We start from the raw sequence: 16,971 nt of genomic DNA, 5'->3' as shown, positions 1-16,971 counted from the left end.
CCTTACGGACGCGTCCAGAGATAGCGCGCGTCCGGCTCCTTCTCTTCATTGCGGGCACCGTCGGTTTCCTCGACGAGCACAAAGCCTCGCGCTTCGTAAAAGCGCCGCGCGCCCAGATTGCGCTGAAACGTCCAAAGCTGGAGGCAATCAAACGCGCGCTTTGCGACGTGCAGCAATTCGCTGCCGACGCCGCGCCCCTGCGATTCCGGCCGCACATACAACTGGTCGATCCAGTCGCTCCGGAAGGCGATGATTCCGGCCAGCGCACCGCCCTCGAAAGCTCCGTGCACGTGACACCCCGTGAACACGCGTTCCCGGTAGAACCATTGGTCTTCGTCTGATGTGTGCAGACCAGTTAGCCAAGGCAATGCATGATCGAACGCCGTGCGATGAACGCGCGCCGCCGCGTCCATGTCGGCGAGTTCGAGTTGCCTAATACTCAATCTCGAATTCGTCATAGAGTCGCCGGAACACCGCGGGCAGCACTTCCGGCAAGTCTTCCGCGATCAGCCCCGGCCCTGCCTCGCGCGCGGCTTCGCCGTGCATCCACACCCCAATGCAGGCGGCCTCGAAGGCCGCTACGCCTTGCGCCAGTATCCCCGCGATCATGCCCGCCAGCACGTCGCCGGCGCCGGCGGTGGCGAGCCAGGGCGGCGCGTTCGAGGCAATGCTGGTGCGTCCATCCGGCGAAGCCACCACCGTATCCGGCCCCTTCAGCAGCACCACCGCGCCGCAGCGTTCGGCGGCGTCGCGCACCCGCTCCAGTTTGGAGCGGCCGGGATGCTTGTTGCTGATATCGCTGAACAGGCGCGGAAACTCGCCTTCATGCGGGGTCAGGACGACCTGGGCGTCCTCGGCAGCCTTGATCGCCTCAAACAATCGCTCCGGCGCTTCCGCAAAACTCGTCAGCGCGTCGGCGTCGAGCACGAGGCCGCGTTTCGCCGCGAGCGCCGTGTGGACGAAATCGCGCGTGCGGGCGCTGACGCCGGCGCCCGGCCCGATCGCGATCGCATTGAGCCGCTTGTCGTCGAGCAGTTCGGCGAACTGGATTACATTGTCGATCGCGCGCACCATGACCGCCGTCAGCGCCGCAGCATTCACCGCGAGCGCATCACGCGGCGAGGCCACGGTCACCAGCCCGGCGCCCGCCCGCAGCGCGCCGCGCGCCGCCAGTCGCGCCGCCCCGGTCGACGCCAGTTCGCCTGACAGAACGACGGCATGGCCGCGGGCATATTTGTGGCCGTCGATGTCAGGCACGGGGAAAGCGCGTTGCCAGCTCTGCGGCACGTTCTCTGACGTCTGCGGGCGGATTTCGTCGAGCACGCGGGGATCGATGCCGATATCGGCGACACGCACGCGGCCGCAGTGCTTGCGCCCCGGCATCAACAGATGCGCCGGCTTGCGGCGGAAGAACGTCACGGTTTCCACGGCGTTGATCGCAGCCCCCATCACGGCGCCGGTCGTGCCGTTGATCCCGCTCGGCAGGTCGACGGCGAGCACCGGCGCGCCGTTGGCGTTGACCGCCTCGATCATCTCGAGCGGGTCGCCCTTGACGGGACGGTTGAGCCCGGCACCGAACAGCGCATCGATGATCAGCGCCGGCTTGCCGATCGCCTGCGGGTTGAACGGCAGCACCGGGTACTTCCAGCCACGTGCAGCGAGCGCGGCGTCGCCCTGAAGGCTGTCGCGCTCACACAGCAAGATGACGGAAACGTCCCGGCCGCGCGCCGCCAGTTCGGCCGCCGCCACAAACCCGTCGCCGCCGTTGTTGCCGCGGCCGGCGACGACCATGATCGGTCCCTCCTCGACGAGACCCATCGCGGCCTCCGCCACGGCTTGCCCTGCGCTCATCATCAGCGCGAAGCCCGGCGTGCCGGCGGTGATCGTCAACCGGTCGGCACGCTCCATCTCAGTCGTGGTCAAAACGTCCATGCCGAATCCTCGATCCGTCAGCCTTTTCTGGAGGCATATTGCCGTCGCACCCCGCGACCCTCCTGGCCTCGTCTGCACACGAATTGACCTATTTGCCTATTCTGTAGGCTCCGCTATCATACAGCGTTCGGCACGACCTCTTCCACCGGCCTGTTAAAAGTTTGATAACGTTCCGAAATCAGCCACGTTAACAACTTGGCATAGACCCTGCTTTTGAGGAAGCCGGTTAGAAAACCGCGCTCATGATCGTCGCAGTCCGCGTCAATTATGAGCAACCCGGCTTTGCCGGATGCAAGGATCAAACCAGACGGCGCCAGGGAAATTCACCAGGCTGCGACATCGAAACTATCTGCCATTTGGAAATGCCCGGGAGGCGCTCAGTGAAAAAGATTGAAGCCATCATCAAGCCATTCAAGCTCGACGAGGTGAAAGAGGCGCTTCAGGAAGTCGGACTGCAGGGAATCACAGTCACCGAAGCCAAGGGTTTCGGCCGGCAGAAGGGACACGCCGAACTCTATCGCGGCGCGGAATACATCGTCGACTTCCTGCCCAAGGTGAAAATCGAGATCGTGATCGGCGACGACCTGGTCGAGAAGGCGATCGACGCAATCCGCCGCGCCGCCCAGACCGGGCGTATCGGCGACGGCAAAATCTTCGTCTCCAACATCGAGGAAGCGATCCGGATCAGAACCGGAGAATCGGGGCTGGACGCTATCTAAGCCGGGTGCTATCCGAATTTTGCGACTAAAAAACAAGAAAAGGGCTGCTTCGGCAGCCTGATTTCGTTCGCGCTATCTCACCGGATCGTTTGCGAAGAGTCGTGTCCTGGAAACCGTCCCGTAAGCCAAAAGGGGTATTCATGAAGACCGCCAAAGACGTCCTGAAATCGATCAAGGACAACGACGTCAAATACGTCGACCTGCGCTTCACCGATCCGCGCGGCAAGTGGCAGCACGTGACCTTCGATGTCAGCATGATCGAAGAGGACACCTTTGCCGAAGGCCAGATGTTCGACGGCTCCTCGATCGCCGGCTGGAAGGCGATCAATGAATCCGACATGTGCCTGATGCCCGACCCGGTGACCGCGACGATCGATCCGTTCTTCGCCGAGACCACCATGGTCATCGTTTGCGACGTGCTGGAGCCGACCACCGGCGAGCCCTACAACCGCGACCCCCGCGGCATCGCCAGGAAGGCCGAGGCAATGGTGAAATCGTCCGGCGTCGGCGACACCATATTCTTCGGACCGGAAGCCGAATTCTTCGTGTTCGACGACGTGCGCTACCAGACCACGCCTTACAACACCGGCTTCAAGCTCGACTCCTCCGAATTGCCGATCAATTCGGATACCGAATATGAAGGCGGCAACCTCGGTCACCGCATCCGCACCAAGGGCGGCTACTTCCCGGTCCCGCCGCAGGACTCCGTGCAGGACATGCGCTCGGAAATGCTCGGCGCCATGGCCAAGATGGGCGTCAAGGTCGAAAAGCATCACCACGAAGTCGCTTCCGCCCAGCACGAGCTCGGCATGAAGTTCGACACCATGACGCTGATGGCCGACCAGATGCAGATCTACAAATACTGCATCCACCAGGTCGCCCACATCTACGGCAAGACCGCCACCTTCATGCCGAAGCCGGTCTATGGCGACAACGGCTCGGGCATGCACTGCCACCAGTCGATCTGGAAGGACGGCAAGCCGGTGTTCGCCGGCAACAAATACGCCGACCTGTCGGAGACCTGCCTCCACTACATCGGCGGCATCATCAAGCACGCGAAAGCGATCAACGCCTTCACCAACCCGTCGACCAACTCCTACAAGCGCCTGGTCCCGGGCTATGAAGCCCCCGTGCTGCTCGCCTACTCCGCGCGCAACCGCTCGGCCTCCTGCCGCATTCCCTACACGGCGAACCCGAAGGCCAAGCGCGTCGAAGTCCGCTTCCCCGACCCGATGGCCAACCCCTATCTCGGCTTCGCCGCGATGCTGATGGCCGGCCTCGACGGCATCAAGAACAAGATCGATCCCGGTCCGGCGATGGACAAGGACCTCTACGACCTGCCGAAGGAAGAGCTGAAGCAGATCCCGACCGTGTGCGGCAGCTTGCGCGAGGCGCTGGAAAATCTCGACAAGGACCGCGCCTTCCTCAAGGCCGGCGGTGTGTTCGACGACGACTTCATCGACAGCTTCATCGAGCTCAAGATGACCGAAGTCGAGCGCTTCGAAATGACCCCCCATCCGGTCGAATTCGACATGTATTATTCGCTGTGATCGCGCGCGGCGTGCGCGCCGCCGGTATCACCGTCCAATAATGCGAAAGGCGCTCCTTGCGGAGCGCCTTTTTGCTTTGGTGGTTGGTTCCCGCTCTTGCGCAATGCAAATGCGGGCTTTCCGCGTGATCTAGCGGTTCCATATCCCAGTAAAATCAAAACTTCTCCTAAATCGTGGCGCTGATGGCCGCTTTTCGACCTCGCTGGGGGTGTATTGATGGATGGGGATCAATAAGAGGCGGCATCAACCAAATGGCGACAAACGATGGTTTCCAGCCGGATCGTTCTCCTATCTTTCTCTCCGGGCATGCGGAAGAAGCCGAGCAGCCGGATATCGGGAGGGCTTGGAACATCGCGACTATCTCATCGCGAATCCTCAAGACGAGTATTTTGGCTGTAACGGTGACAGCGATCGGCATCGCTATTCTATCGATCGGAAATCCGGTTGCGCTTGTTGCAAACGTGACGGATTGGTGGGCCGACAAACCAGCGCTTCAGCCTGAACCCGATCCGTCGGCGCCAACAATTCAAACAATCGCCAGCACTCAGGATTTGCCGCCGACCACAACGGATACGCCGCCGCGCGAGGAAATTGCTGCGGCTGTCGAACCTGCCGATCAGAGCCGAGTCGAGGTCGGTCAGAGTCAAGCCGGTCAGAGCCAAGCCGAGACCAGCCAGCCACTTACTGAAGAATTGTTCAAGCAATTCCAGGCTTGGGCGGCAGAGGAAGAGACACGGGGACAGGCCGGGCTCGCACAACCCATGCAGGCTCCCACTATCAAGGTGATGCAAGATGCCCCAACGCGGGTCCGGCCCGTGAAAAAGCACCGACACGTCCGGTCCGTGCAAAATGCACGAGCAGAGATCCGAACCCAGCGAAATCATCGAGCAAGGGTCCGGGAGGAACAAGATCCACGGGGACAGGTCCCGCCCGTGGCCGACCCCCGAGCGCAGGACCCGTCAATGCAAAATACCCAGCCACCTTCACTCCTGCAAAGCTTGGGTTTGCGCAATTAGGTCCAGCGGGAAGCCTTGCCCGGGTGAGCGTGAGAATTGCAAGCGGCGCTCCGTTCGGGCGCCTTTTGTTTTTCGATCATCCCGGCATTGCCGGGCTATCCGGATCGCTCCCGCGTGACCGCAGTGAGATTCATCGTGAGCAATGCGCCGGGCTTGGGAAGGTCCTGGGCTGAAATGGCCGTACGTGCCGGTCTGCGATCTCCCATGATCTCGACATAGGCCGCGTTCATAGCCTCGAAGTCGGACATGTGCTTCAGGAAGATATTGATGTGCGTGATATGGTCGAGATCGGAGCCTACCGCTTCAAGCATCACGATGAACGATTTCAGGATTTGCTGTGTCTGGGCGCCGACGTCCGTGCCCGCCAACTGTCCTGTGGCCGGATCGACGCCGGCAGTGCCCCCGATCCATATGTGTTCGCCAACCTTGGCGATGTGACTATAAGGGCCGATCGGGTTCGGCGTGTTCGGCGGCGTGAGCGTCTCTACGCGAGATTTCATTTGTCTGCCTCGCTTTGTAACATCCGCATGCAATAGCTCGCCGGCATTCGCCGGATGGGTGGAGGCGAAGCGATACCCCATCGTCTCCAACCTTGCCACCACGATGGGCTTCGCTCGCGCTACCGAACCTGCATTCTGTGAGGCCGCAACCAAACGGCTATTTCTTCTCTGGCGGATTTTCCCGCAGGAAACGCTCGAGATCCTCCTGCACCGAATAGGGCAGCGGAATCGGATCGCCCATGTGGTCGATCGCGCGGTCGAGGCAGAGGCGCACCATGCGTGCAAGTTCGGCCTTGCGGTACGGCTTGGTCAGCAGCAGCACGCCCTCGCCGGGACGCCCGCTCGTATCGAACGCGCCGAATGTGTTGCCCGAGGTGTAGAGCACCCGGAGCGGCCGGCGCAGTTCGGCGACCTTTTGCGCGAGCTGCCGGCCGTTCATGGCGCCGGGCATGACGATGTCGGTGAACAGAAGATCGAACGTCATACCCGAATTTACCAGTTCGAGCGCCTGCGCCGCGTTGGAAGCGGTGATCACCTTGTAGCCGAGACTTTCGAGACGGCCGGTGACATGGGCCCGCACCACATCGTCATCCTCGACACACAGGATGGTTTCCGAGCCGCCGCGCAGTTCGTCATCTTCAGGCGGCGCGGGATCGCTCGCCGAAAACACGTCCGAAGGGTCGACGTCGGCCTTCGGCAGATAGATGCGGAAACAGGCGCCTTTGCCCTCCTCACCGTCGACCACGATGCCGCCGCCGGATTGCTTGGCAAATCCGAACACCATGCTGAGGCCAAGTCCGGTGCCGGTGCCGAACTGCTTGGTCGAAAAGAACGGCTCGAAAATCCTGTCGCGTATCGCAGCCGGAATGCCCGCGCCGCTGTCGATGACCTCGATGGTGACGTAATCTCCGGGACCGAGCCCGACCATTTCCGCGTCATGCGCATCGCGCGTAAAATTCGCCGTCCTGAACAAGAGCCTTCCGCCCTCGGGCATGGCATCGCGGGCGTTGATCGCCAGATTGACCAGCGCCGAGGAGAGCTGGCCGCGATCGATCAGCGCCGGCCAGGCCTGATCGCTCAATGCGGTCTCGATCTCGATCTGTCGTCCGAGCGTCGGAGACAGCAGTTGCACGACCTCCTCGACCAGCGCATTTACGTTGGTCTCGCGCGGCCGCAGCGGCTGCTTGCGGGCGAAAGCCAGCAGGTTGGCCGTGAGCTGGGAGGCGCGGTCGGCGGCATCGTCGATCATCCGCACGATCGAGGCGAGCGCCGGATCGTGCTTGACACCGTCGGCCAGTATTTCGATCGTGCCCGTGATCACGGTGAGCATGTTGTTGAAGTCATGGGCGATGCCGCCGGTCAATTGCCCGACCGATTCCATTTTCTGCGCCTGGATCAACTGTTCTTCGGCGGCGCGTTTTGCAGTGATGTCCCTGACGAACGCGTTGATGATGTGACCGTTATTGCGGCGCAGCGCGGTGAACGAAACCTCGGCGAAGAATTCGCGGCCGTCCTTTTGCAGCAGCGGCGTTTCGTATCGCCCGCCGACCGCGTCGCCTTCGGCCCCAATCAGAAACTGGTCGAGCCATTGCCGGTACAGTAGGCGCAGCGGTTCCGGAAAGAGAAGCTCTTCCACGCTCCTGCCGACGGTCTCGCCGCGCGTCCACCCCATCAAGGCCTCGGCGTGTGGGCTCCAGTCGAGAATGACGCAGGACTCGTCGGTCTGGACAAAGGCATCGAGCGCGTTTTCGACGATCGCCTGCGCCATTCTCTCACGATCGGCGAGCGCCTGATAGGCTCGCGCCTGCTCCGCCTCCGCGCCGGCAATCGCCAGCTTCGCAGCCGGCGACGGCTTGAGCAGAACATTCGTGATGCCGACGGCAAGAGCGATCGCGAGCACCGCCGCAATCGCACCACCGGCCAGCGCCGCGCTGATGATCGAAATCAACACCGCACGCGAAGCAGCTTCAGCAAGGAAATAATAGGCGAATGCACTGACAATGCAGGACGTCACCACGACCAGCAAAACCATCGCGAGCGCGAGGCGGCCGGACATCTTCTTAGCCTCCCCCCGGTCGCGAAGTGATGGACAAGTACCGGCTTTTTCAGGCCATATCGGCCGCAGCGGGCAATGCTGCAGCGTATTCTCGTTGCTTACCCGACTTCAGGTTTGCGATCCCACATTTTCCAGCCCGTAAAAGTACGGAGAATGCTTGGTACGGGCCGCCCTTATGATTCGTCCAGCAAGTCACTGGTTGCCCGTTTAAAATACAGATCCTTGCAGTTGCAATCACTTCGGGTTTATTTCCAGCCCTGGAAGGTGCCGGCATCACACGCCGAAGATTTTGCTGTAGCGCGCCTTGATCTCCTCGCTTTGCGCCTGCACCTGCGCCGGATCGGCCTTGAGCAGTTTCAGGCTGGAAAGCGGGATGTGTCCGCCCTTCTCCTTGACCTCGCCGTGAAAGGAGCGATGTGCAAAGACGTCGACCAGCATTTGCTGGGCTTCCGCACTGAAGAAGAAGCTTTGGAACAGCCTTGCCGCGTTCGGATTCGGCGCGCTGCGGAAAATGCCTGACGGTACGATGATCAGCGGCGATCCTTCGGCAGGATACACCACCTCCACCGGTTTGCCCTGGTCCTTTAGCAGCACGAGATTGTAATCATTGCCGTCGGCCATGACCGCACGCTCGCCGAGCAGGATCTTCTTTGGCGGATCGGCGGCCGACTGCACCTGCATGATCTTCTGCTGGCCGAGCTTTTCCAGATACGGCCAGCCGAGATCGCGCGCCAGCAGAAAGGTTGTGGTCAGGATGGCACCGCTATAGCCCGGATGAGCCTTGACCATCTTGCCCTGCCATTTGGGGTCGAGCAGATCGGCATAACCCTTCGGCGCGTCCTCGCGCTTGACGAGGTTGGTGTTGTACCCGATCGCCTCCGTCCACGCGCACGACGTCGCGTGCATGCCGTCGAGGTCGATCTGATCGGCCGGAAAATGTCTGGCGACGTCGGCGGGAATGTACGGCGCCAGCCAGTCGTTCTTCTTCCACTCGAGATAATGCGCGGGATCCGTCGAGTTGGCGACGTCGACGGCCTTGATGCCGCTGCCCTGCTCCTGCGCGATGCGCTGGAAAATCCGCTCCGCGCCGGAGCGCTCGACGCGCACGGCGATCCCTGGATATTTCGCTTCGAAGGTCCTCGCCACGCGCTCGGCAGTGTTGAGTTCAAGCGCCGAATAGAACGACAGCTTGCCCTCCTTCTTCGCAGCTTCGATCAAGGCCGGCGTCACCTCCGCCGCCGGCGGCGCCGCAGCCTTCAGGGGTTCGGCAAACAGCAGGCCCGCAGCGGACACCGTCGACGCCTTGAGCAGGTCGCGTCTCGTCCATTTGCGGTCTCGCATCGCATCCTCCGTTGTGACGCGACCTTTTTTTGCGGCCGCCTAGCCGGTTCGCTTATGGGTCTTCAGCGCCTCGCCGAACGCTTCGAACAGCTTTCGGTTGATCGGGTTGCGCTGCGGATCGTACTCGGCGTGCCACTGGACGCCGAGGGCGAAGCTCGCGGCATCCGCGATCCGGATCGCCTCGATGGTGCCGTCTTCGGCAATGCCTTCGATGACGACGCGCTCGCCGGGTTCGAGGATGCCCTGCCCGTGCAGCGAATTCACCCGGATGGTCTCGCAGCCGAGCAGGCTTGCAAACGCGCCGCCGGGCGTGAGGTGGACGTCGTGCCGATCGGCGAACACCACCGTCGGGTCGGGATGGATTTCGCCGTTCTCCAGCCGCGGCATGCGGTGGTTCATGCGGCCGGGGATCTCGCGGATTTCCGGGTGCAGCGAACCGCCGAAGGCGACGTTCATCTCCTGCAGGCCGCGGCAGATGCCGAAAATCGGCACACCGCGGGCGACGCAGGCCTCCGTCAGCGCCAGCGCGACGTCGTCGCGATGGATGTCGTACGGCTCGTGCCGCTCATGCGGCTCGATCTTGAAGCGGGTCGGATGAACATTGGCCCGCGCCCCGGTCAGCACCACGCCATCGACGACGTCGAGAAGCGCGCCGATGTCGGTAATCTCGGGCGAGCCCGCAAACATCAGCGGCAGCGCCCCCGCCACGTCGGTGACCGCACGCAAGTTGCGCTCTCCGACCATCTGCGTCTGGAACCGATTTTCGACGCGATAGGCGTTCCCGATCACACCGACCACGGGCCGCTTCATCGCAAAAATTCCGCTGTCATCGTCCTGTGCAAGGATCTTCCGGGTTGGGCCATGATTGGAGAAGATAATGCCTGCGAGGGGACGGCGGATCAATATCCGACGAGCGCGCGCGGGCCTGCCCTGCTATTTCCGCGTAAACGCCTCCCTGGCGTCGATCCCGTCAACTCCGGGCAACCCGGCCGCCCGAAGCGCGGCGGCTGCGGCACTATCGGCGCCGTTGAGCCACGGCAATTTCGCCACTATGCCGCGCGTGACGGGCTCGCCCAGCATGCCGCCGAAATCGATCGGCCAGAATCCGTTCGGCACCACCTCGGCGGTGATTCCCTGGAGGCGATAGCCCTTCCCGAGCACTGCTTCGGCGTCGTCCGGCGCCACGGCCCGCGCCGAGGCGGGCTTGGCCGGATCGTCGAAGGTTACCAGCACCGGAACAAGCTCCGCCTTTACCGGCACGATGCCGGTCTGCGCGCTCATCGCGTTGAACGAGACGCGCTTGCCGGAGGCGGCCGTATAGGCGCGCAAGGCGACGTAGTTGATGCCTTCGAGTTCGAGCTTGTTATTGTCGATATGCGCCAGCAGCGCGACGAGGTTCTTGCCCTGCCCGAGATCGACGAAAATGGCATCACCCAAAGTGCGAGTCTGGCCGCGGCGGGTGTAGCTGCGATCGGGATGGACGGCCACCACGCCAGAGGCCGATTTCTGCCCCTCCGGCGTCTCGACCTCGACCGTCAGGCGATATTTGTGCGCAGGCCGGTTGATCCTGATCTGGTCGCCGATCACGAGCGCCGCCAAGAGCGCAAGCGGGCCGAACCATTTGAAAATCATCTCACCCTCACCGGCCCACCATATCAGCTTCATGCACCGCTTGGCATACCGGAGCGGGCAGCGTCAAACCGGCGCGTGCTCGCCCGCTTGATCCCGGCGGCGTTTTGGCCAAAGACTGGCCGAATATTCTGCGAGAAGGAATCAATGTGACAAGTCCCGCTGACGATCGCCTTCAGGCCCGCAACGATCTGGCGTGGGCGATATCGGTCGGCGGCATCGGCGTCGTGCTGTTCGCCGCCTTGCTCGTGTTCACCTGGCAGTTCGCCGCAACCCTGTTTCTGATATTTTCCGGCATCCTACTCGGCGTCGCCCTCAACGCCATGAGCAACCTGCTCGGGCGCGTCGTGCGGCTGCCGCATGCGCTGCGGCTGACGGTGGTCTGCCTGGTGGTCGCGGGCATGCTGTCCGGCATTGTCTTTCTCGGCGGCACCACGATCGCCCAGCAGACGACGGCGTTGAGCAACACGCTCAAGTCGCAACTCGTCAACGTCAAAGGGTTTCTGGAACGGAACGGCATCGACACCAGCTTCTTCGACTTCGGCACCCTGTCGCAGCCATCGGATGATGCCGCGCCGGCACCCAACGCGACGCCCCACGCGCTTCCGAGCGCCGGCACGATTGCGGCCAGCGGCGGCGCCATATTCAGCCAGAGCCTGAAGCTGATTCTGGGCACCGCAAGCGCGGTCGGAAACTTCTTCATCGTGCTGTTTCTGGGAATAGCCTTTGCGACCCAGCCCAGCGTCTACCGCGACGGACTGTTGTTCATGGCGCCGGCCAGACACCGCGCGCGCGCGGTTGCGATCGTCGACCGGATCGGCGAGACGCTGGAGCGCTGGCTGATCGCGCAGATCATCACCATGGTCGCGGTGTTTCTGGTGACCTGGATCGGGTTGTCGATCATCGGCATCCAGAGCTCGTTCATCCTGGGCATCCAGGCGGGACTACTCGCCTTCATCCCGACGGTCGGCGCGATCCTCGGCGGGCTGATCGTGGTGCTGGCCAGCGTCGCCTCGGGATGGGTCGCGGCCCTCTCCGCCTTCATCCTGTTCCTCGGCGTGCACGCGCTCGAAAGCTACGTGCTGACCCCGATCATCCAGCGCCAGGCGCTGGATATTCCGCCGGCCACCCTGTTTGCGTTCCAGATCCTGCTCGGCGTTGTCTTCGGCATCTGGGGGCTGGCGCTCGCGCTGCCGCTGATGGCGATCGCCAAGGTGATGATCGACCATTTCAAGGCGGAAGCGGTGCCGGCGGTAACGGCTTAGGAACTCAGCCCGCCGTAGTCAGCACCGTCTCGGTGTGTTCGACCTCCGGGGGAGCAGCAAAATACTGCCCGACCAGGCCGCGCCATGCGGTGAAATCTTCCGAGCCGCGGAAATCGACGGTGTGGTTCTCCAGCGTCTCCCACTGCGCCATCAGCCGGTAACGCTGCGGCTTCTCGATCGATTTGTGCAGCTCAAAGCCCTTGCCGCCCTTGGCACGCAGAAACAGCGGGCGCGCCTTGGCAACGGCCGCCTCAAAATCCTTCTCGGTGCCCGGCTTGACGTCGATTTGTGCGATTTCGGTGATCATCTGGGTTACACCTTCTCATGAGAATTCGCGTGTCTACCCCAGTCGTCCAAAAAGCAAAAGACAGATGCAACGCCTATCCGTTGCTGCGACGCACGCGCATCACACATGACAAAATCGCGCGAGCGACATGCTCTCCCCTCAGACCTGGTTTGGTGTAGGCTTGCGCCAAACAACAAGCGGCAAGCTCGCGGCCACACGGGGAGAGAAACCATGAACCTCAATCGGATCCTGTTCTCCTTCACCTTGGCTGCGGCGGCGGGCGTGCTCAGCTTGGCCGTCGCGCCGGCGCATGCGCAGCAGGCAACGACAGTCGCAATCGACAATGATGACATCGGCGGCGTGGTAGCCGGACCTAACGGCCCGGAGGCCGGTGTCTGGGTGATCGCGGAAACTACCGAGTTGCCGACAAAATTCGCCAAGATCGTCGTCACCGACGATCAGGGCCGTTACGTGATCCCGGACCTGCCGCCGAAAGTGAACTACGCCATCTGGGTGCGCGGCTACGGGCTGGTGGATTCGCCGAAGCTGCGCGCCAGGCCTGGCCAGCAGGTCAATCTCACCGCGGTGCCGGCGCCGAGCGAGGCGGCGGCGGCTCATTATTACTCGGCCATCTACTGGTACACGATGATGAAAATGCCGCCGGCAAAGGATTTCGGCGGCAGCACCGAGATTCCGAAGGAGATCACGCAAGACATCTGGCGCCAGCGGATGAACAATGTCGACTGCATCGGCTGCCATCAGCTTGGCCAGGAATCCACGCGCACGATCCCGGGCGCGTTCGGCGAATTCAAATCGGGCGAGGAAGCCTGGATGCGCCGCGTCTCCTCGGGCCAGACCGGGGAATGGATGACAAATCGGCTCGCCGGCCAGCTCGGCGGCGTGCCATTCAAGTATTTTGGCGACTGGACCGACCGGGTGGCCAAGGGCGAACTGCCGAAATCCAAGCCGCCGCGGCCGACGGGCATCGAGCGCAACGTTGTCGTCACGTCATGGGAATGGGCGACCGAGAAGCATTTCGTCCACGACCTGATTTCCTCGGACCGGCGCAATCCCACGGTCAACGCCTACGGACCGCTGTACGGCGCGAATGAATACTCGTCCGACGACATGCCGATCCTCGATCCGAAGACGCACAAGGTGACGTTCTCCAAGATGCCGATCGCCGATTCCAATGCGCCGGAGTCGTTCGGCCCTCCGCTCCATGGCACGGCCGTGCTCAATCCGGTCAGCCCCTCGGCCTATTGGGGCGAGGAGAAGATCTGGAGTCAGCGGGCCAACAATCACAACAGCATGTTCGACAAGAAGGGTCGCGTGTGGCTGGCGGCGGCGGTGCGTGGCATCGAAAATCCGGCTTACTGCCGGAAAGGGTCGGACCATCCATCGGCCAAGACCTTCCCGCTCGAACGCTCGGGCCGGCAAGTGACGGTGTTCGATCCCAAAACCCAGAAATACAGCTTCATCGATACCTGCTTCGGCACCCATCACCCGCAATTCGGCTACGATGCCGACGATACGCTTTGGGTCTCGGGGACCGGCCCGGTCGCCGGCTGGGTCAACACCAAGCTATGGGACGAGACCGGCGACGCCGTCAAAGCGCAGGGTTGGGCGCCGTTCGTTCTCGACACCAATGGCAACGGCAAGGTCGACGAATACACCGAGCCGGGCAAGCCGGCAGAGGCGGACAAGGACATGCGGGTCGCGGGTTCGGGCCCCTACGCCGTGATGCCGCATCCGACCGACGGCTCGGTCTGGTACACCGTCAACGTGTTCGTCGGCCAGCCCGGCTTCATGCGCTTCGATTCCAAGACCAAACTGTCGGAATTTTACGCCATTCCGAAGGAAGGCATCGGCGTTCGCGGCGGAGACATCGACAAGAACGGCGTGCTCTGGGGGTCGGGCTCGAACGGCAGCCTGATCCGCTTCGATCGCAGCAAATGCAAGAACCCGCTGAATGGGCCGAGCGCGATCGGCAACCACTGCCCGGAGGGCTTCTCCTATTTCAAATATCCGGGCCCCGGCTTCGAAGGGTTCGAGAGCTCAAGCGCCGAGGCCAGCTACTACACCTGGGTCGATCACCACAACACGGTCGGCCTCGGCGAAAACATCCCGATCTCCACCGCCAACCTCAACGACGGTTTCGTTGCTCTCAAGGACGGGCAGATGGTGATGCTGCGCATCCCCTATCCGCTCGGCTTTTTTGCCAAGGGCCTCGACGGGCGCATTGACGATCCGGGCGCGGGCTGGAAAGGACGTGGGCTGTGGAGTTCAAGCGGTGACCGCACACCCTGGTTGATGGAGGGTGGCAAGGGCTCAAAGCCGCGGGCGGTGCATATTCAGGTACGTCCCGATCCGTTGGCGAAGTGAGGGATCAGCTTAGCTGAGCAGCAGCACCGTGCCGGCGACCATCAGCGCACAGCCGACGAATAGAATGGCAGGCCAGCGCGTTCTGCGCTGATCATAACGCCCCTGCGCACGACGCTCCGTGATGAGCGCCATCTCGTATTCTTCCGAGGTCGAGAACATGCAGCCAAAACCGCCGCGGGCCGAGTCTTCTGCCGCTTCGAGCGACGTCAGGGCGGCTTGGGAATTTTGTCTGCGAGGTGAATCCATGACGCAGATAATATGGACGGAATGGTAAACGGGAGGTTACCGCGCGCCAATTCCGAAAGCGACCGATCCAAAAGGATTGGATAAATCTCCGGAGGTATCGCCTTGTTCGGGCGAGGCGTTTAGATCGCTGCCGGCACCTGGCGTTGCGAAGCTGCGCGGCCGGCGGTCTTGCGCCGCCAGTTCTCCATCGACAGCGGCAACTCTTCGGCGGCCTCGACCCGGTTACGGCCAGAGCGCTTGGCCTGATAGAGCGCAGTATCGGCCGCCGCCAGCAACACTTCCAGCTCCGTGCCCGCCGGACCACCGGCGACACCGATGCTGACGGTGGTGTCGACCGGACCTTCCTCGCAGACGATGTTGGAGGTCTCGAACGCCTCGCGCACGCGCTCCGCCACGATCACGCCCTCGTCCAGCGAACACGCCAACAACGCCGCGAACTCCTCGCCGCCGATCCGCCCCGAGAGATCGCTGATGCGCAGATTGCTGACCACGACGGTGGAGAACAGTTTGAGGATCTCGTCGCCCGCGGGATGGCCGAAGCGGTCGTTGATGCTCTTGAAATGATCGATGTCGAAAATCATCACCGTCACCGGCCGCCCCGCGGCGGCCTCGCGTTCGATCACCCGGTTGCTGGCTTCGGAAAAACCGCGGCGATTCAGCATGCCGCTCAAGGGATCGACCGAAGCCGCGGTCTTGTGCACCGTCACGGCGCGGTCCGATACCAGCATGAAAATGACGAACACGGTGCCGATCGCATACAGCACCAGTTCGATCGAGAACGCCGTCACCCAGATGCTGCTGGTGAAGGTTTCGTCATGCGGGCGCAGCAAACTGCCGAGCAGGATCGGCAGCGCCAGCACGCAACCATGCATCACGGGCACGGCAATCGCCGGCCAGCGCGCGTGCATCGTCCGCCGCCGCTCGCTCCACAATTCGGAAGCCGTCAGCCCCGCATAGATCGCGACGATCGCCGCACCGACGATCAGCCGCGTGGCCGGATTCAATGGCACAGCCAGCGCCGCGCCGACCCAGACGGCGGCGCCAAACAACAGCCCCGGCAGATTGGGCTTGCGGCCGAGGAAAACGCGCGAGGCGTTCCAGACCATGCCGCAGGCCACGAAACCGAGCGCATGCAGCGCCAGCAACAGCGGCGCGCCGAGCGCGGTGCCGCCAATGGTCCAGATCGCCACCGACGATGCGCCAAGCAGATAGGCCGTCCCCCACCACTTCAAGGCCGGGATGTTTTCCTGCTTGCCGAACAGCAGCAGCATGGCCCCGAGCATGCCTGCGACCATCGTGGCAAACAGATATAGCGTAGAGGTATCGAACGACATGGGCTCACCCGAACGCGTGTGATGCAACTTGTTCGGCGCACACTGAAATGCAATTTCGCGCCGGAGCATTGGCGACACTAGGAGCGCCGTATTCCATTTTCGTTCGTGCGGGTAAGCAAGTTTTCACGAAAATCCGTGGTAACCGGTCACTAAATGGTAAGCAAAAAGGGCGCCCGATTGGGCGCCCTTTTCGTTTCGGGAATGCAGCAATACGCTGCAAATTTTAGCGAAGCAATTAGCGCTTCGAGAACTGGAACGACTTGCGCGCTTTCGCCCGGCCGTACTTCTTGCGCTCCACGGTACGGGAGTCGCGGGTCAGGAAGCCGCCCTTCTTGAGCACGCCGCGCAGATCCGGCTCGAAGTTCGTCAAAGCCTTCGAGATGCCGTGACGCACGGCACCCGCCTGGCCCGACAGACCGCCGCCGGCAACCGTGCAGATGACGTCGTACTGGCCGGCGCGAGCCGCTGCGACCAGCGGCTGCTGGATCAGCATGCGCAACACGGGGCGGGCGAAATAGACCTCGACTTCGCGGGTGTTGACCACGATCTTGCCGGCGCCCGGCTTGATCCAGACGCGCGCGACCGCGTCCTTGCGCTTGCCGGTGGCATAGGCGCGGCCGTATTTGTCGACCTTCTTGACGTATTTCGGCGCTTCGGGAGCGGCCGTCTTCAGCGACGCGAGCTGATCGAGAGACTGCATGGTATCGGACAT

General features: G+C 62.6%; 16 protein-coding genes. 5 read left to right on the top strand and 11 right to left on the bottom strand.

Going from position 1 to position 16,971, the window contains the following annotated elements; genetic code table 11:
• Positions 1–2 precede the first annotated feature (2 nt).
• Complete coding sequence (locus ACVWVY_RS25845) at positions 3–458, bottom strand: N-acetyltransferase family protein (RefSeq protein WP_456629012.1); 456 nt, start codon at positions 456–458, stop codon at positions 3–5.
• On the bottom strand, positions 433–1,932 hold the full coding sequence (locus tag ACVWVY_RS25840) for an NAD(P)H-hydrate dehydratase (RefSeq protein ID WP_456629011.1): 1,500 nt from the start codon (positions 1,930–1,932) through the stop codon (positions 433–435). The genes ACVWVY_RS25845 and ACVWVY_RS25840 overlap by 26 nt, the downstream gene beginning before the upstream one ends.
• A 380-nt stretch (positions 1,933–2,312) precedes the next feature.
• Here ACVWVY_RS25840 and ACVWVY_RS25835 point away from each other — a divergent pair, with 380 nt between their 5' ends.
• The 3 genes from ACVWVY_RS25835 to ACVWVY_RS25825 all read left to right on the top strand — a co-directional run bounded on the left by ACVWVY_RS25835 (position 2,313) and on the right by ACVWVY_RS25825 (position 5,217).
• Positions 2,313–2,651 (top strand): P-II family nitrogen regulator, encoded by a 339-nt coding sequence (locus tag ACVWVY_RS25835; protein WP_011441447.1) that lies wholly within the window; start codon positions 2,313–2,315, stop codon positions 2,649–2,651.
• Between the two features lie 140 nt (positions 2,652–2,791).
• Positions 2,792–4,201, top strand: a complete 1,410-nt coding sequence (gene glnA, locus ACVWVY_RS25830; protein ID WP_456629010.1) for a type I glutamate--ammonia ligase — start codon at positions 2,792–2,794, stop codon at positions 4,199–4,201.
• Between the two features lie 251 nt (positions 4,202–4,452).
• Positions 4,453–5,217, top strand: coding sequence for a hypothetical protein (locus ACVWVY_RS25825; RefSeq protein WP_456629009.1), 765 nt, complete (start codon positions 4,453–4,455; stop codon positions 5,215–5,217).
• Between the two features lie 95 nt (positions 5,218–5,312).
• Here ACVWVY_RS25825 and ACVWVY_RS25820 read toward each other — a convergent pair whose 3' ends face one another.
• The 5 genes from ACVWVY_RS25820 to ACVWVY_RS25800 form a co-directional block, all read right to left on the bottom strand.
• Positions 5,313–5,798 (bottom strand): RidA family protein, encoded by a 486-nt coding sequence (locus ACVWVY_RS25820; RefSeq protein ID WP_456629008.1) that lies wholly within the window; start codon positions 5,796–5,798, stop codon positions 5,313–5,315.
• A 76-nt stretch (positions 5,799–5,874) separates the two neighbouring features.
• Complete coding sequence (locus ACVWVY_RS25815) at positions 5,875–7,773, bottom strand: PAS domain S-box protein (protein ID WP_456629007.1); 1,899 nt, start codon at positions 7,771–7,773, stop codon at positions 5,875–5,877.
• Positions 7,774–8,046: 273 nt separating this feature from the next.
• Complete coding sequence (locus ACVWVY_RS25810) at positions 8,047–9,114, bottom strand: extracellular solute-binding protein (RefSeq protein WP_456629006.1); 1,068 nt, start codon at positions 9,112–9,114, stop codon at positions 8,047–8,049.
• 39 nt (positions 9,115–9,153) lie between these two features.
• Complete coding sequence (locus ACVWVY_RS25805; protein ID WP_456629005.1) at positions 9,154–9,924, bottom strand: gamma-glutamyl-gamma-aminobutyrate hydrolase family protein; 771 nt, start codon at positions 9,922–9,924, stop codon at positions 9,154–9,156.
• 123 nt (positions 9,925–10,047) lie between these two features.
• Complete coding sequence (locus ACVWVY_RS25800) at positions 10,048–10,779, bottom strand: hypothetical protein (RefSeq protein ID WP_456629004.1); 732 nt, start codon at positions 10,777–10,779, stop codon at positions 10,048–10,050.
• Between the two features lie 113 nt (positions 10,780–10,892).
• On the opposite strand from ACVWVY_RS25800, the gene ACVWVY_RS25795 reads away from it, so the two are divergent.
• Positions 10,893–12,008: an AI-2E family transporter gene (locus ACVWVY_RS25795; protein WP_456629003.1), complete on the top strand. Its 1,116-nt coding sequence runs from the start codon at positions 10,893–10,895 to the stop codon at positions 12,006–12,008.
• A 4-nt stretch (positions 12,009–12,012) separates the two neighbouring features.
• Here ACVWVY_RS25795 and ACVWVY_RS25790 read toward each other — a convergent pair whose 3' ends face one another.
• On the bottom strand, positions 12,013–12,315 hold the full coding sequence (locus tag ACVWVY_RS25790) for an antibiotic biosynthesis monooxygenase family protein (RefSeq protein WP_456629002.1): 303 nt from the start codon (positions 12,313–12,315) through the stop codon (positions 12,013–12,015).
• A gap of 210 nt (positions 12,316–12,525) precedes the next feature.
• On the opposite strand from ACVWVY_RS25790, the gene ACVWVY_RS25785 reads away from it, so the two are divergent.
• The gene (locus ACVWVY_RS25785; protein WP_456629001.1) at positions 12,526–14,679 is read left to right on the top strand and encodes a carboxypeptidase-like regulatory domain-containing protein; all 2,154 of its coding nucleotides are present in this window, start codon (positions 12,526–12,528) and stop codon (positions 14,677–14,679) included.
• Between the two features lie 9 nt (positions 14,680–14,688).
• Here ACVWVY_RS25785 and ACVWVY_RS25780 read toward each other — a convergent pair whose 3' ends face one another.
• The 3 genes from ACVWVY_RS25780 to rpsI all read right to left on the bottom strand — a co-directional run bounded on the left by ACVWVY_RS25780 (position 14,689) and on the right by rpsI (position 16,971).
• A complete protein-coding gene (locus ACVWVY_RS25780) occupies positions 14,689–14,925 on the bottom strand; it encodes a hypothetical protein (protein WP_456629000.1) in 237 nt (78 codons plus the stop codon).
• A gap of 119 nt (positions 14,926–15,044) precedes the next feature.
• Positions 15,045–16,259, bottom strand: a complete 1,215-nt coding sequence (locus ACVWVY_RS25775) for a diguanylate cyclase (protein WP_456628999.1) — start codon at positions 16,257–16,259, stop codon at positions 15,045–15,047.
• Positions 16,260–16,494: 235 nt separating this feature from the next.
• The gene (gene rpsI / locus ACVWVY_RS25770) at positions 16,495–16,971 is read right to left on the bottom strand and encodes a 30S ribosomal protein S9 (RefSeq protein ID WP_108513524.1); all 477 of its coding nucleotides are present in this window, start codon (positions 16,969–16,971) and stop codon (positions 16,495–16,497) included.

Source organism: Bradyrhizobium sp. URHC0002 (genome assembly GCF_054059515.1).
Note: the sequence above shows the minus strand (reverse complement) of the source record. Positions and strands in the feature narration are given on the sequence as shown.

Bases quoted from the DNA above. Each gene is read 5' to 3' on its own strand.
- ACVWVY_RS25845 (WP_456629012.1), bottom strand. From the start codon at position 458: ATGACGAATTCGAGATTGAGTATTAGGCAACTCGAACTCGCCGACATG.
- ACVWVY_RS25840 (WP_456629011.1), bottom strand. From the start codon at position 1,932: ATGGACGTTTTGACCACGACTGAGATGGAGCGTGCCGACCGGTTGACG.
- glnA (WP_456629010.1), top strand. From the start codon at position 2,792: ATGAAGACCGCCAAAGACGTCCTGAAATCGATCAAGGACAACGACGTC.
- ACVWVY_RS25825 (WP_456629009.1), top strand. From the start codon at position 4,453: ATGGCGACAAACGATGGTTTCCAGCCGGATCGTTCTCCTATCTTTCTC.
- ACVWVY_RS25820 (WP_456629008.1), bottom strand. From the start codon at position 5,798: ATGGGGTATCGCTTCGCCTCCACCCATCCGGCGAATGCCGGCGAGCTA.
- ACVWVY_RS25815 (WP_456629007.1), bottom strand. From the start codon at position 7,773: ATGTCCGGCCGCCTCGCGCTCGCGATGGTTTTGCTGGTCGTGGTGACG.
- ACVWVY_RS25810 (WP_456629006.1), bottom strand. From the start codon at position 9,114: ATGCGAGACCGCAAATGGACGAGACGCGACCTGCTCAAGGCGTCGACG.
- ACVWVY_RS25805 (WP_456629005.1), bottom strand. From the start codon at position 9,924: ATGAAGCGGCCCGTGGTCGGTGTGATCGGGAACGCCTATCGCGTCGAA.
- ACVWVY_RS25800 (WP_456629004.1), bottom strand. From the start codon at position 10,779: ATGAAGCTGATATGGTGGGCCGGTGAGGGTGAGATGATTTTCAAATGG.
- ACVWVY_RS25790 (WP_456629002.1), bottom strand. From the start codon at position 12,315: ATGATCACCGAAATCGCACAAATCGACGTCAAGCCGGGCACCGAGAAG.
- ACVWVY_RS25785 (WP_456629001.1), top strand. From the start codon at position 12,526: ATGAACCTCAATCGGATCCTGTTCTCCTTCACCTTGGCTGCGGCGGCG.
- ACVWVY_RS25780 (WP_456629000.1), bottom strand. From the start codon at position 14,925: ATGGATTCACCTCGCAGACAAAATTCCCAAGCCGCCCTGACGTCGCTC.
- ACVWVY_RS25775 (WP_456628999.1), bottom strand. From the start codon at position 16,259: ATGTCGTTCGATACCTCTACGCTATATCTGTTTGCCACGATGGTCGCA.
- rpsI (WP_108513524.1), bottom strand. From the start codon at position 16,971: ATGTCCGATACCATGCAGTCTCTCGATCAGCTCGCGTCGCTGAAGACG.